This is a genomic window from Candidatus Accumulibacter sp. ACC007, from assembly GCF_907163205.1.
GTDB classification, from domain to species: Bacteria; Pseudomonadota; Gammaproteobacteria; order Burkholderiales; family Rhodocyclaceae; genus Accumulibacter; species Accumulibacter regalis.
Genome location: NZ_CAJQUD010000003.1, coordinates 135,277 through 148,193, shown reverse-complemented (window position 1 = coordinate 148,193; position 12,917 = coordinate 135,277). Strand labels below are relative to the sequence as shown.

13 protein-coding genes are annotated in these 12,917 nt (G+C 63.9%); 5 read left to right on the top strand and 8 right to left on the bottom strand.

The window, feature by feature from the left end:
* Nucleotides 1-310: 310 nt before the first annotated feature.
* The 6 genes from QZ634_RS11355 to QZ634_RS11330 all read right to left on the bottom strand — a co-directional run bounded on the left by QZ634_RS11355 (nt 311) and on the right by QZ634_RS11330 (nt 5,926).
* Nucleotides 311-1,519 (bottom strand): aminotransferase class I/II-fold pyridoxal phosphate-dependent enzyme, encoded by a 1,209-nt coding sequence (locus tag QZ634_RS11355; RefSeq protein ID WP_291988421.1) that lies wholly within the window; start codon nt 1,517-1,519, stop codon nt 311-313.
* 337 nt (nt 1,520-1,856) lie between these two features.
* Nucleotides 1,857-2,603 (bottom strand): IS21-like element helper ATPase IstB, encoded by a 747-nt coding sequence (gene istB, locus QZ634_RS11350; RefSeq protein WP_291988419.1) that lies wholly within the window; start codon nt 2,601-2,603, stop codon nt 1,857-1,859.
* Nucleotides 2,590-3,060, bottom strand: a complete 471-nt coding sequence (locus QZ634_RS11345) for a hypothetical protein (protein ID WP_291988417.1) — start codon at nt 3,058-3,060, stop codon at nt 2,590-2,592. Before QZ634_RS11345 ends, istB begins: the two co-directional genes overlap by 14 nt.
* Nucleotides 3,061-3,101: 41 nt before the next feature.
* Nucleotides 3,102-4,355 (bottom strand): ISL3 family transposase, encoded by a 1,254-nt coding sequence (locus QZ634_RS11340; protein WP_291988725.1) that lies wholly within the window; start codon nt 4,353-4,355, stop codon nt 3,102-3,104.
* A gap of 144 nt (nt 4,356-4,499) precedes the next feature.
* The gene (gene istA, locus QZ634_RS11335; RefSeq protein WP_291988415.1) at nt 4,500-5,561 is read right to left on the bottom strand and encodes an IS21 family transposase; all 1,062 of its coding nucleotides are present in this window, start codon (nt 5,559-5,561) and stop codon (nt 4,500-4,502) included.
* The gene (locus QZ634_RS11330; RefSeq protein ID WP_291985704.1) at nt 5,558-5,926 is read right to left on the bottom strand and encodes a hypothetical protein; all 369 of its coding nucleotides are present in this window, start codon (nt 5,924-5,926) and stop codon (nt 5,558-5,560) included. Before QZ634_RS11330 ends, istA begins: the two co-directional genes overlap by 4 nt.
* A gap of 244 nt (nt 5,927-6,170) precedes the next feature.
* On the opposite strand from QZ634_RS11330, the gene QZ634_RS11325 reads away from it, so the two are divergent.
* Entirely contained in the window at nt 6,171-6,581 is a 411-nt protein-coding gene (locus tag QZ634_RS11325; protein WP_291985706.1) for a hypothetical protein, read from the top strand.
* 12 nt (nt 6,582-6,593) lie between these two features.
* On the opposite strand, the gene QZ634_RS11320 is transcribed toward QZ634_RS11325, so the two are convergent.
* Nucleotides 6,594-7,835: an ISL3 family transposase gene (locus QZ634_RS11320; protein ID WP_291988413.1), complete on the bottom strand. Its 1,242-nt coding sequence runs from the start codon at nt 7,833-7,835 to the stop codon at nt 6,594-6,596.
* Nucleotides 7,836-8,300: 465 nt separating this feature from the next.
* On the opposite strand from QZ634_RS11320, the gene QZ634_RS11315 reads away from it, so the two are divergent.
* From QZ634_RS11315 to QZ634_RS11300, 4 genes are all read left to right on the top strand, one after another.
* Nucleotides 8,301-9,389 (top strand): isocitrate/isopropylmalate family dehydrogenase, encoded by a 1,089-nt coding sequence (locus tag QZ634_RS11315; protein WP_291988412.1) that lies wholly within the window; start codon nt 8,301-8,303, stop codon nt 9,387-9,389.
* Between the two features lie 107 nt (nt 9,390-9,496).
* Entirely contained in the window at nt 9,497-10,201 is a 705-nt protein-coding gene (locus tag QZ634_RS11310) for an alpha/beta hydrolase fold domain-containing protein (protein WP_291868268.1), read from the top strand.
* A gap of 2 nt (nt 10,202-10,203) precedes the next feature.
* Complete coding sequence (locus tag QZ634_RS11305; RefSeq protein WP_291902064.1) at nt 10,204-10,710, top strand: YgjP-like metallopeptidase domain-containing protein; 507 nt, start codon at nt 10,204-10,206, stop codon at nt 10,708-10,710.
* Between the two features lie 108 nt (nt 10,711-10,818).
* Entirely contained in the window at nt 10,819-11,589 is a 771-nt protein-coding gene (locus QZ634_RS11300) for a ParA family protein (protein ID WP_291988410.1), read from the top strand.
* Between the two features lie 22 nt (nt 11,590-11,611).
* Here the strand turns inward: QZ634_RS11300 and QZ634_RS11295 are convergent, their stop codons facing one another.
* Nucleotides 11,612-12,838 (bottom strand): alpha/beta fold hydrolase, encoded by a 1,227-nt coding sequence (locus QZ634_RS11295; protein ID WP_291988407.1) that lies wholly within the window; start codon nt 12,836-12,838, stop codon nt 11,612-11,614.
* Nucleotides 12,839-12,917: the final 79 nt, after the last annotated feature.

Sequence of the window (12,917 nt, the reverse complement as noted above, 5' to 3'; positions counted from 1 at the left end):
GGACCAAAGGATTATGCTTACCACTACGGCTTTCGCCGCCTCTGGCGAGTTTGTGGTCTGGACTATACCTTCCCGTTACAGGCTGGCCGTCTAGTCTCTACACCTTCCCCGCTGCTGTCTCGGGGCTTGGCTCGGTATTGGCGTCGCCCGCAGGCCCCAGCTTTCACCGAATTTGACCAGTTCTACCCGCCGCCAGCGTGACGCTGCCGACGGGCAACCCATGCGACCAGCCACTCATCAGACGATGTCCGGGCTGGCCTCGCTAAGTCCTCTGCTCTAACCAACTGAGCTACAGGCCCGGGACGGGATTCTACAGATTTCCGCGCACTTCCGCTTCGCTGAGGCAGTTTTCGATGCGCTCGGTGGTCTGGGCGATATCTTCGTCGAGACCGATCGAGAAGCGAATCAGGCCTTCGCGCAGGCCGGCCGCTTCGCGTTCTGCGGGCGGGATCTCGGAAGAGGTGCTGTGGCCGGGGGTGTTGAAGAGGGTCTTGAAGTAGCCGAGGCTGACTGCCAGGTAGCCGACCTTGTCGCGTTGCATCAGGGTCATCAGGCGGTTGGCGGCGGCGAGGTCGCCGGCGTTGAGGGTGAGCATGCCGCCCCAGCCGTAGCCGGGGTTCATCAATTGCGTCAGCAGCTGGTGATGCGGATGGCTGGTCAGCCCGGGGTAGTGCACCGCGTGCCCCAGTTCTTCGAGCCGGCGGGCCAGATACAGCGCGTTGGCGCCGTGTTGGCGCAGGCGGATGTGCAGGCTGTGCAGGTTCTTCAGGATGCTCGCCGCGCGTGTGCTGTCGAGCACCGGCCCGAGCAGCATGCTCGGGCCGGCGTTGATGTCGTTCAGCCGGGAAATGAAGTCGCGCGACGCGACGACGCAGCCGGCGACGCAGTCGCTGGTGCCGTTGACGAACTTGGTCAGGCTGTGCACCACGATGTCGGCGCCGTGGCGCAGCGGCGACAGGATCATCGGCGTGAAGGTGTTATCGACGACCAGCTGTGCGCCGTGCGCGTGGGCAATCGCGGCCAGCGCGGGCAGGTCGGCGACTTCGAGCAGCGGGTTGCTGAGCGATTCGCAGTAGAGAACACGGGTCCGTGGAGTCATCGCCGCGCGCACGGCGTCGTGGTCGCAGAGATCGACAAAGCGCGTATTGACGCCGAAGCGCGGCAGCAGGTTTTTGAGCAGCGCGTAGGTGCCGCCATAGATGCTGCGCCCGCAGACGATCTCGTCGCCGGCGCCGCACAGGGTCATCAGGGTGGTGCTGATCGCGCCCATCCCGGAGGCCATGACCTGCGCCGATTCGCCGTCTTCCATACGTTCCAGGGCGCTGGCGAGATACTTGTTGGTCGGGTTGAAGTGCCGCGAGTAGAGAAAGCAGCCTTCGATCTCGTGCTCGAACAACTCCTCCATGCGCTCGGGGCTCAGGAAGGTATAGGTCGACGAGTCGGTGATCGACGGATTGACGTCGCCGAATTCGCCGAAGACGAGGTAGTCCTGGACGCGCGATGCGGGGCTGAAGGCCATGTCGATACCCTCCAAGTGGCAATGGGAAGGGCAAACGTAGCACGCCAAGCGGTGATGGAGAAGAGCCTTGGCGCCGCGCTCCGCAGGTAATTTCCGCTGTCGCGATGGCCTGCCGCCGGCCCCCGGGAAACCACGGGTTTAGGTCGTTTCGTGTGGAACGGGCAAGAATGGGGTGTCGGCGCCGGGGTGAAACCGGCGTCCACAAGCCGACATAAATCTGGTGCGAGCAAGGCCGGAGCTGTGGTCTGGAACGTTGGTTAGAGAGCGCCAAGAGAGGGCCGCCCGGCCCGTGGGCAAAGGCGGTCGGTGCAGGGGCTGGCCGAGGACGGTTTCTGAATCAGGCGTCGTGCTGCTCGCGCATCCGGTAGGACGATCCTTCGATGACCAGTGTCTCGGCATGATGCAGCAGGCGGTCGAGCAAGGCGGCAGTGAGGGTGCTGTCGTTGTTGAAGATCTCCGGCCATTGTTTGTACGCTTTATTCGACGTGATGATTGTCGAACCGCGCTCATAGCGCTGACTGATCACCTGGAAGAGGCCATCGGCGCCAAACTTGTCAATCGGCAGATAGCCCAATTCGTCGACGCAGAGGATGGCGGGTTTGAGCAGCCTGGTCATCTCGCGTTTGACCCCGCCGGTGGCCTGGGCGGCGGCCAGCGCATTGACGATGTCGACGGCGGTGGTGAACAGCGTCGTCAGGCCCTGCAGGCAGGCCGCATGAGCGAGGGCTATGGCCAGATGAGTCTTGCCGACGCCGACCGCGTCGAGCAGAATCACGTTGCCATGCGGCGGCACGAAATCGAGGCGGAACAGATGCTGGATTTGCGGCCGATTGATCTTCTTCGGCCACGACCAGTCGAAGCCGTCCAGCGTCTTGATGCCGGGCAAGCGCGCGGCCTTAATGCGGCGGGCAATCAGCGCCTCATCGCGGCGAGCGACCTCGCCGGCCACCAGGCCTTCGAGAAAGCGGCCATGAGACCACGACTCACGGGCCGCCTGAGCCATCAAGCCCGGCGCGTGCTGAACGAAATACGGCAGCTGCAAACGACCCAGATGCTTCGCGAGAAGCGCCTCAGACATGGTCATGATCACCTCCTACCTCGTCTTGCGGATTGTTTCCCGTGCGGATGCCAGAATAAGCGGACAAGTCCGGTGGTGGCAGTTCAAGCTCCAGCAGATCCTGCCGGCGGATAAGGTGTAGCGGGCTCGGCTCGGGCAACTGGCGGCGACGTGCGTCAATCAGATGGGCGATGTATTCGCTGCTGAAGGCCTCAAAGGTCAGGGCATCGGTCATCGCCCGCACGACCGCGTCGTCACCGTGGATCTCGGCCAGTGCCACGATCTTGCGCACATGCGCTATCGCATTCCCCCGGCGATCGAGCAAGCCGGCGTGATATTTCTCTGCCAGTGGCGTCAAACCCAGGAAGCGCTTGAGTACCAACGCATCGCGGGCATGCCGACGTTGAGCGATCAAGGTCTTCGGGTGATCGGGGTCCTCGATGTCCTGATGGCGTTCGAAGGAACGCCCATGGCGGGCGACCAATTCGCCGTCGTGATAGACACAGACGCGATCCGGATAGGGGTTTAGGTCGTTTCGTGTGGAACGGGCAAGAATGGGGCGAAGGGCGAGGCGGGCAAATGAGTGAGCTTTCCAGCGATGAGGTAGGCCATGGCGATGAAGTTTTCGACGCGGCGATAGCCGCGTGCCCTTGCGCGCGCCTCCTGGAGCGCTCGATTCATCGCTTCGACACGGCCATTGTGCTTGCCGGGGTGAAAACCGTTGAGGACGCCAGGAAGATGCTTGCTGATCGTCCGGCCGAGGCGCTTGAAGGGTTCGAGTCGGCAGCGGCTGGCCCAACTGAGCCAGCGCTTGAGCAGGGGGTTGGCTTCGTCAGGTGTCGTGGCGGTGGCGTAGATGGAGCGCAGCGCCTGCTTGATCCGCCAGGCCCGTGCGGTCTTGAGGTTCGAGCGCTGCAACCAGTACATGGTGTCGGTTTGCTTGACGGTCCAGTCGGCGGGTTTCTTGTGCAGGCCCCAGCGGGTGCCTTTGAGTTCGGGCGCGGTCTTGACCTCGGCGCGTCGCACCTCGTCCAGCGCCGTGCTGCTCAGAGCAACGACGTGAAAGCGATCAAAGCAGACCTCGGCTGCTGGAAAGTGCTCGGCGGCGCCGGCCTGAAACGAGCCGCTCATGTCCATGCTGACATGGGTGATCGCGGTGGGCTGGCCACCATGCTCGGTAAGGTCGCTGGCGAACTTCCCGAGCGTGGCCTTGTCCCGGCCCGGTGTGGCAAACAGCAGACGCTGTGCGTCGAGGTCATAAAAAACAGAGATATACGTCTGGCCGCGTTTACTGGCGGTCTCATCGACGCCGATCGCGCGAACCCTAGCATGACTTTCCTGGGCGCGCGCCCGGCCCACATGATGATTGATCACGCGCCACAGTCTGCGACTGCGCACGCGCAGCAGTCGGCCAGCTGCCAAGACCGACATGGTCGGCGCCAGCATCAGCGTCAAGGCCTCGAACAGCAGGGTGAAGCGACTGCCTTCACGCGCCCAGGGCACGGCGATCTGCGTCACCTTGCCGCAACCGGCACAGGCCACTCGCGGCACCTCGGCATGCAGGTGGGCCTCGTATTGGAAGAAATCCAGATGGCGCCAAGAGCGCGCCAAGCGGTCGTGCAGCGGCTGCGCCGCTGCACCGCAAGCTGGGCAAGCATGAATGGCTGCGCCAAATCGGACCTGGAAATCGATCCGTCCGGACTCTGGCTTGAAGATGACCTCAGCTACCTGCCAAGGAGCAACGAGACCCAGAGCCTGGGTGAACAGCGTTTCAATCATGAGGAACCGGTCGCGAGAGGAAAGACCGCCATTGTCCTCCATGCCGAGGGCGGCAGACTGCCTTCCTCGGCCCGGAGCAAGCGTAAGCAAGCGGGCAGCGATGTAAAGGGTTCGGCTGCGCCCGGACTGCGTCCGCCCTTGACATCACCGCTCCCTCAAAACGCGAAACCCATCGCCGGTTCCACACGAAACGACATAGAGCCCCGGATAGACCTTCATCGTCACCGGTCGGCCCGCCAGGCGGGCGGGGACGGAATAGCGATTGCTCTCGAGCGTGACCCGGAACTGTCGGTTGGCACGAACGGTCAGGACGCGGCCGACATCGAACAGCCGGGGATTGACCGGCTGCAGATGAGCGCGTTCCTCGACCCAGAGGTCTTCCGGCCGGCGTTGTGTTTCGCGATGCAGGCGGACGTTGGCAACCGTCTCCAGCCACAGCCTGACGGCCGGATTGAGCGCGCTGAAGTTTGGCAGCTCCAGGCCGGCCAGGAAATTGGTTTTGACATAAGCGACGCCCCTTTCCGCGCGTCCCTTCTCATTCCCTTTTCTCGGCGCACAGGCGACGATTTCGAAGCCGTAATGGCGGGCGAAGTCGAGATAGCGGGGATTGAACTGCACCGGCTCGCCACGCACATGGCGCAAGACCGCACTGCGCAGATTATCGACCATGACCTTGCGCGGCACCCCCAGGGCAGCAAAGGCGTTGATGTGTGCCGCCAGGAAGTGCTCCATCGTTTGCGAGAGCGCAAACTCGACGTACAGCTTCCGGCTCCAGGCCAGCACCATGACGAAGAACGAAAGGCGGCGGCGGGTGTTGCCCACGGCGATGGTGCCGTATTCCCCCCAGTCGACCTGGGCGACTTCCCCGGGGGCGAAGGCCAGGGTCAGGAAGGCTTCGCGCCGGGGTGGGCGGATCTTGTGGACGTAGTCCTTGACGATGCTGATGCCGCCCTCGTAGCCAGCATCCCGCAGGCGTTGAAACACCTGCTGGGCGGTGAGCGGATGCGCATCGAGCCAGCCGACGATGCGCCCCTTGTAGGGATCGAGCTTGCTGGCCCGCGGCACGCGCGCCCGCGGGGCGTACGGGCGGTCGATCCAGTGGCGGACGGTCTTGACGTCCAGGTCCAGGCTAGCGGCAAGTTGGGGGGCCGTCAGATGACTGGCCACCCCCTCGCGAATGGCGCACCACGTGGCATAGTCGATCATGGCCGGCTCTCCAGAACAGCGCGCAGCCGCGCCAGACGCGTGCCGACCGGCACACACTCGGGCACGCTCAGGACCTGGTACAACGGTGCGTCGTAGGCGATCAGGTCGAGGGCGATCAAGTCCCGGCGGGCGCGGGCCAGGCGAACGGCGTCCATCTGCAGTCGTCGGCAGAGGCTGGCCTCGCTGTAGTAGGAAAGACCGCAGGCGTCGGCGACAGTGACCAGAAACAGGTACAGCGCCCAGGCGCAGACGTCAGCCTTCTCGATGTAGTGTTCCCGCACCAGCCGATGATCGAGCCAGCTGAAATGCGCGGGCACCTGCCGCTGACGTTGCGGATTCAATAGCCGCTTGGTCGGACTGTTCATGCGGGCCTCCTCGAATGTCCTGTCCCAGTTGTAGCAGCCGGGTCAGGGCCGAGGCGATGTCATCTTGTAACGTACTGCCCCAGATATGGGCGATTAAGCCAATCAGAACAGTAGGTTGGGCGTTCAAGAAATCTTGTAACGGTGGCGCCAGTTCGATCGTGGGAGCGTTACAAGATTTCTTCGCTGGGCGCACGGCCTCTGCTGGCAGGGGCGCCGAGGCGTCAGGCTCGAACATTAAGGTTTCTTGTATCGCGGACTCGGCAAGCGGCGCACGCTTGCCGCGGCTGTATCCAGGGTGCTCCTGTCGCCAGGCCTGGACCCGCGCCACGGCTTCCGGTCCGCGGTGATAGTCGAGGTTCTTGGCGAGCCATTTCGCCTGGCTGGCCCGCTTGCTCGCTGCCTTGCACGCCGCGGACCCGCAATAACGCTGATGCCGCGCGTTACGCCTGTCCGGCACAAACGCCTGACCGCAATTCACGCAGGGGTCCTGCTTCTCTCTGTCCATCTCGCGTCCCCTCCTGCCTCATCACAGGACGGGCTACTACACGATCTGGAAATAAAACCAAAGAAGACCCAAACAGCGAAGAAAAACCAGCTCTATATCAAGCGCTCGAAGAACATCCACCCCAAGAACATCCAGCTTCGCGCCGGCTGACGGCGACCAGTTTCAGCTTGGCCGCGACAATGGGGCGAAGGGCGAGGCGGGCAAATGAGTGAGCTTTCCAGCGATGAGGTAGGCCATGGCGATGAAGTTTTCGACGCGGCGATAGCCGCGTGCCCTTGCGCGCGCCTCCTGGAGCGCTCGATTCATCGCTTCGACCCGGCCATTGTGCTTGCCGGGGTGAAAACCGTTGAGGACGCCAGGAAGATGCTTGGTGATCGTCCTGCCGAGGCGCTTGAAAGGTTCGAGTCGGCAGCGGCTGGCCCAGCTGAGCCAGCGCTTGAGCAGGGGTTCGGCCTCGTCAGGTGTCGTGGCGGTGGCGTAGATGGAGCGCAGCGCCTGCTTGATCCGCCAGGCCCGTGCGGTCTTGAGGTTCGAGCGCTGCAACCAGTGCATGGTGTCGGTTTGCTTGACGGTCCAGTCGGCGGGTTTCTTGTGCAGGCCCCAGCGGGTGCCTTTGAGTTCGGGCGCGCTCTTGACCTCGGCGCGTCGCACCTCGTCCAGCGCCGTGCTGCTCAGAGCGACCACGTGGAAGCGGTCGAAACAGACCTCGGCTGCGGGAAAATGCTCGGCGGCGCCGGCCTGGAACGAGCCGCTCATGTCCATGCTGACATGGGTGATCGCGGTGGGCTGGCCACCATGCTCGGTAAGGTCGCTGGCGAACTTCCCGAGCGTGGCCTTGTCCCGGCCCGGTGTGGCAAACAGCAGACGCTGTGCGTCGAGGTCATAAAAAACAGAGATATACGTCTGGCCGCGTTTACTGGCGGTCTCATCGACGCCGATCGCGCGAACCCTGGCATGACTTTCCTGGGCGCGCGCCCGGCCCACATGATGATTGATCACGCGCCACAGTCGGCGACTGCGGACACGCAGCAGTCGGCCGGCCGCCAGGACCGACATGGTCGGCGCCAGCATCAGCGTCAACGCCTCGAACAGCAGGGTGAAGCCACTGCCTTCACGCGCCCAGGGTACGGCGATCTGCGTCACCTTGCCGCAACCGGCACAGGCCACTCGCGGCACCTCGGCATGCAGGTGGGCCTCGTATTGGAAGAAATCCAGATGGCGCCAAGAGCGCGCCAAGCGGTCGTGCAGCGGCTGCGCCGCTGCACCGCAAGCTGGGCAAGCGTGAATGGCGGCGCCAAATCCGACCTGGAAATCGATCCGCCCGTTCTCTGGCTTGAAGATGACTTCATCGACCTGCCAAGGAGCAACGAGACCCAGAGCCTGGGTGAACAGCGTTTCAATCATGAGGAAGCAGCCGCGAGAGGAAAGGCCGCAATTGTCCTCCATGCCGAGGGCGGCAGACTGCCTTCCTCGGCCCGGAGCAAGCGTAAGCGAGGGAGCAGCGATGTAAAGGGTTCGGCTGCGCCCGGACTGCGTCCGCCCTTGACATCACCGCTCCCTCAAAACGCGAAACCCATCGCCGGTTCCACACGAAACGACATAGAGCCGAAACCACCCCCGAGAGGGGCCGCAATTGTCGTCGAAGGATCGGTGTCTCGCGCAGCCGTGGGGGTGAGTCCGCAATTGCCCAGCGCGCGGATCTGCCCAAAACGGCGCGCACGCGCGCCAGCCCACAAAAGCACTTGACCGCAAGCACCTTTTCGCCGTCAATGATCGCCGGGCTGCAATCGCCGGGCATTTTGCCTGCGCTCGCTGCCACGGCCGTATTCGCAGGCCGTGGAGCCTTCTGAACGCGAAGGGAAGAAAGACATGTACAACGATCCACGTTTCAAGATCGCCGTCCTGCCCGGCGACGGTATTGGCCCCGAAGTCGTGCAGTCCTGCCTGCTCGTTCTCGAGGTTCTCCGCGAGCGCCTGGGCGGCATCAGCTTCGACTTTCGTCAGCTTGACGGCGGCGCTGGACATTACGAAAAGACCGGCGCCGTCTTTTCCGACGAAACGCTCGCCGAGTGTCGAAAAGCCGACGCCGTGCTCCTCGGCGCCATGGGCCTGCCGCAGGTCTGCTACCCTGATGGAACCGAAGTCTCTGCGCATTTCGACCTGCGCATGGCGATGGATATCTATGCCGGTCTGCGCCCGATCCGCGCCTATCCGCGTTTGCCGCTGGTGTTGGCGGACAAGCGTGCGGTCGAGATCGATCTGGTGGTGGTGCGTGAACAGAGCGAAGGCTTGCTCTCGTCGCACGGTCGCGGAACGCTCGAAGACGACAGGGTGCGGGAATCGATGGTCGTTTCCCGCCAGGGCAGCCGCCGGGTGGCGGAGTTTGCGTTCGAACTGGCCGGGCGACGGGCCAAGAGCAAGCGGCGGCCGGGCAAGGTGACCTGCGTTGACCAGGCCAATCTGCTGGCGTCGATGGCGCTCTTCCGCAAGGTCGTCAGCGAGGTCGCCGCAGAACATCCCGAGGTCGAGGCCGAATACGCGCACGGCGATGCGATTGCCACGAACCTGGTCAGGGCTCCCTGGGATTTCGACGTCCTGGTCACCGAGAACGCTCTTGGTCGACTTCTTGCCGACTTCTCGGCGGCGCTTGCCGGTAGCCAGAGTCTGTCGCCCAAGGCCGACATCGGCGACCGTTACGCGATCTTTCAGCCTGCGCATGGCAGCGCAGCCGAGCGTACCGGGCAGGGCAGCGCCAACCCGGTTGCCCAGATCCTGGCCGCCGCCCTGATGCTCGACTGGCTCGCCGACCAACATGCCGAGCCGCGCCTGGCGCATGGCGCCCGCATCCTCGAGCGCGCCGTCGACAAGGCGATGTCGGCCATCTGGCCGATCGACTTCGGCGGCGAGGACGGCACGGCGGCGATTACCCGCGCGGTCATCGCCAACATCCGCGGCTGATCGTCGGCGCACCGACCCGTGCGGCGTGCCTTTCCACGCCGCGCCCCGATTCTCTGCCGGGCCGCCTGATAGAATGGCGGCCGTTTACCCGAACAAGGATCATTTCAATGACCTCAGTAGCGAGCAACACCGATGACCTGTTGCTGGAATGTGTCGAACGCCAGACCGGTGAATCTCCGAAATGTGCGGTCATCTGGCTGCACGGTCTCGGTGCCGACGGGCATGACTTCGAGCCGATCGTCGACGAATTCGATTTCGACCAGCTGCCGGCGCTGCGTTTCGTTTTCCCGCATGCGCCGATGCGCGCGGTGACCATCAATGGCGGCTTCGTGATGCGTGCCTGGTACGACATCGTTTCGCCCGACTTCGCGCCGGGCAGGGAAGAGGCCGAAGGCGTACGCCAGTCGGCGCGACAGGTCGAGGCGCTGATCGCGCGCGAGAACGAGCGCGGCATTCCCGACGCGCGCATCGTCCTCGCCGGTTTCTCGCAGGGCGGGGTGATTGCCCTGCATGCCGGCCTGCGCCACCGGCAGCGGCTGGCCGGTATCCTGGCGCTGTCGTGCTATCTGCCGATGACCGATACGCTGGCCGCCGAGGCTTCGAAAGCGAACCGCGACGTGCCGATCTTCATGGCCCACGGACAGAACGACCCGGTCATCCCCTATGACTTCGGAAAGCGCTCGTCAAAACTGCTGAAAGCCGAGAAGTACGCAGTCGATTGGCACAGCTATGCCGCCGAGCACACGGTGTGCTACGAAGAGCTGCAGGACATCGAAGCCTGGCTGCACAAGGTCCTCGCCGACGTTTGCTGAGCATGCTGCCGCTGCGCTACCTGGCGGGCTACCCCGAGGACCTGCAAAAGCAGGTGCGCGCGGCGATCGCCGACGATCGGCTGGCGGCTATGCTGCGTGCCAGGTACCCGGGCACGCACGCGGTACGCAGCGATGGCGCCTTGTATGACTACACGCTGGCGCTCAAGAACCGCTTCCTGCGCAATGCCGAGTCGCCCGCCAAGGTGCTTTTCGACAGCCGCCTGCAGCTCACCGCCAACGCCCTCGGAACCAACGGCAAGCTGGCGCGCGTGCAGGGCGGCAAGATCAGGCGCAAGCACGAGATCCGCGTCGCCAGCGTGTTCAAGGAAGCGCCTCCCGAGTTCCTGAAAATGATCGTCGTGCACGAACTGGCGCACCTCAAGGAGCGCGAGCACGACCGCGCTTTCTACCAGCTGTGCAGCCACATGGAGCCGGCGTATCACCAGCTTGAATTCGATTTGCGTCTCTATCTGACCCAGCGTGAGTTGAGCGGCTTGCCAGGCGCATAGCCGGGCCGAATGCCCCGCAGCTCCCTAGCAACGCGCCCTGCCGCTTTCCCCTTGGATGACTAAGGACTAAACTCGTGCCTAATCCATACACAGTACAAGGAAAATGTCATGCGCCGAGTCGTCTTCAATCAGAAAGGTGGTGTGGGGAAATCGACGATTGCCTGCAATCTGGCGGCCGTCGGCGCCGCGCGCGGCCGGCGGACCCTGCTCATCGATCTCGACGCACAGGCTAATTCGTCCCGCTATCTGCTTGGCAAGACTTTGGACAGTCAGGAGAAGACGCTCGCCCATTTCTTCGACGATCTGCTCGGCCTGAAATTTTCTCACGACGAGATTGATGCCTACGTCGTGCATTCGCCGTTTCCCAATCTTGACGTGCTGCCTTCCGACCCCCGCCTGGAGGAGCTGCAGTTCAAGCTCGAATCGCGCTACAAGATGTACAAGCTGCGCGAGGCGCTCGAGAAGTTGCACGAGTATGACGACGTTTTCATTGACACCCCGCCGGCGCTGAATTTCTTTACCCGCTCGGCACTGATCGCCGCCGACACCTGCCTGATCCCCTTCGATTGCGACGATTTTTCGCGCCGCGCCTTGTACAAGCTGATGGAAAGCGTGGCCGAGATCAGGAGCGACCACAACCGTGATCTGCGCGTCGAAGGCATCGTCGTCAACCACTATCAGGCGCGCGCCAACCTGCCGGCGCAGCTGGTCGAGGAGCTGCGCGCCGAGGGCCTGCCGATCATGGACGCGTTTCTGTCGGCGTCGGTCAAAATTCGCGAATCGCACCATCAGGCGCTGCCGATGATTCACCTCGATCCGCGCCACAAGCTGAGCGGCGAATTCACGGCGCTCTACGATTTGCTGTCGCCACAGGCCTAGGACGGCGGCAGGTTTCGCCGCTTCAGGGTTTTTCCGCTGCGCCGTCGTCGATTGCGCTGACCCATTCCTTGATCTGTCGATAGACGCGCGCGTCCTTGAGCAGGCGCATGTGAGCGAGCTTGCCGAGACTGGCGCATTGCACGTCGCCGTCGATCGCATGCGCAGTCGCGCTGCCCGGCGTCACCAGGCCGTCGCCGACGAACCTGGCGAACGGATGCCTCCCGTCTTCGCTCAGGCTGGCGCCGAGAAAGCGAAAGGCGATGTGCGCGTGCGCGGCAGCCTTCTGCGGCGCACCGGGACCGTGTCTGAGGTCCTTGATTCCCTGGCTGCGCGTACCGGCAACAGTGCCCAGCGGTGCGGTCATCTTCGAGAGGTTCAGCGCCGCGTGGGTCAGCTGCCCGAGGCGCTCGACCGGCGAACCCAGGATCGGTGAGCCCAGGCAGATCAGCATCCGCGTCGCCTGTGGCCAATTCATCGCGTGTTCGGCGGCGTGTTCGCAGGCGGCGAGCGCAAGCAGTCCGCCCATGCTGTGGCCGATGATCAGCAAGTCGCAATCCGGCTGTGGCCACGCTGCCACCAAGTCCTCGAGAAAGCCCGCCAGCTGCGCGCCATTGGCGGCAATCGGCAGGCCGCTGTTGTAGCGCAGATAAAGCGCGCCGTAGGCGAAGTCAGCGTGTAGCTGCCGGCCGAAATGGATTTCGCCCGCCGGGACGTCGGCATCGTCGCCTTCCCAGCTGTGTTCGTCGCAGCCGAGTCCGTGGATGAAAATGCAGAGGCGCTTGCCCGCGTCGGGGAAAGCGGCATGCAGCGAAGCGGCGTCGAGCGCCAACTCGCCGCCGTCCGCGCAAATCGCCATGCGTATGGCGAGCAGATTGTTGCTTGCCGCCAGATAGTCGCCGAAAGCGCCATTGAGTGCGCCGCGCAGCCCGCTGGCCAGGCGTCCCGGCGGCTTGCCGGGAGAAAAGCCCGTCGCCTGCTTCTCGACGACCGCCGCGGCGGCCAGCAAACCGCCGCTGCCGTGGCGGATCGCGCCGTAGACGCCGGCCGTGATGGTGTCGTGCGCGCCCTGTACCAGTCGTGCCGGCCCGGACAGCAGCGGCACCCGGCGCAGGATATCGAAGCAGGTTCCGGCGATGGCGCCGTGCATTTCCTGAACACGCAGCGTCGTTTCCTGCACCACCGTTTTCGCCGCGTGGCTGTAGCCGGTGCTCGGCGCGGGGGCGTCGGAATTGTCGTTGTCAGTGGCCATGTTGATTTCTGCTTGCGTGAGGAGAGGGGAGTGGGTGGAAAACCTGCTCTGTTGGCGACGCACATTCGCCGAGCGCGAC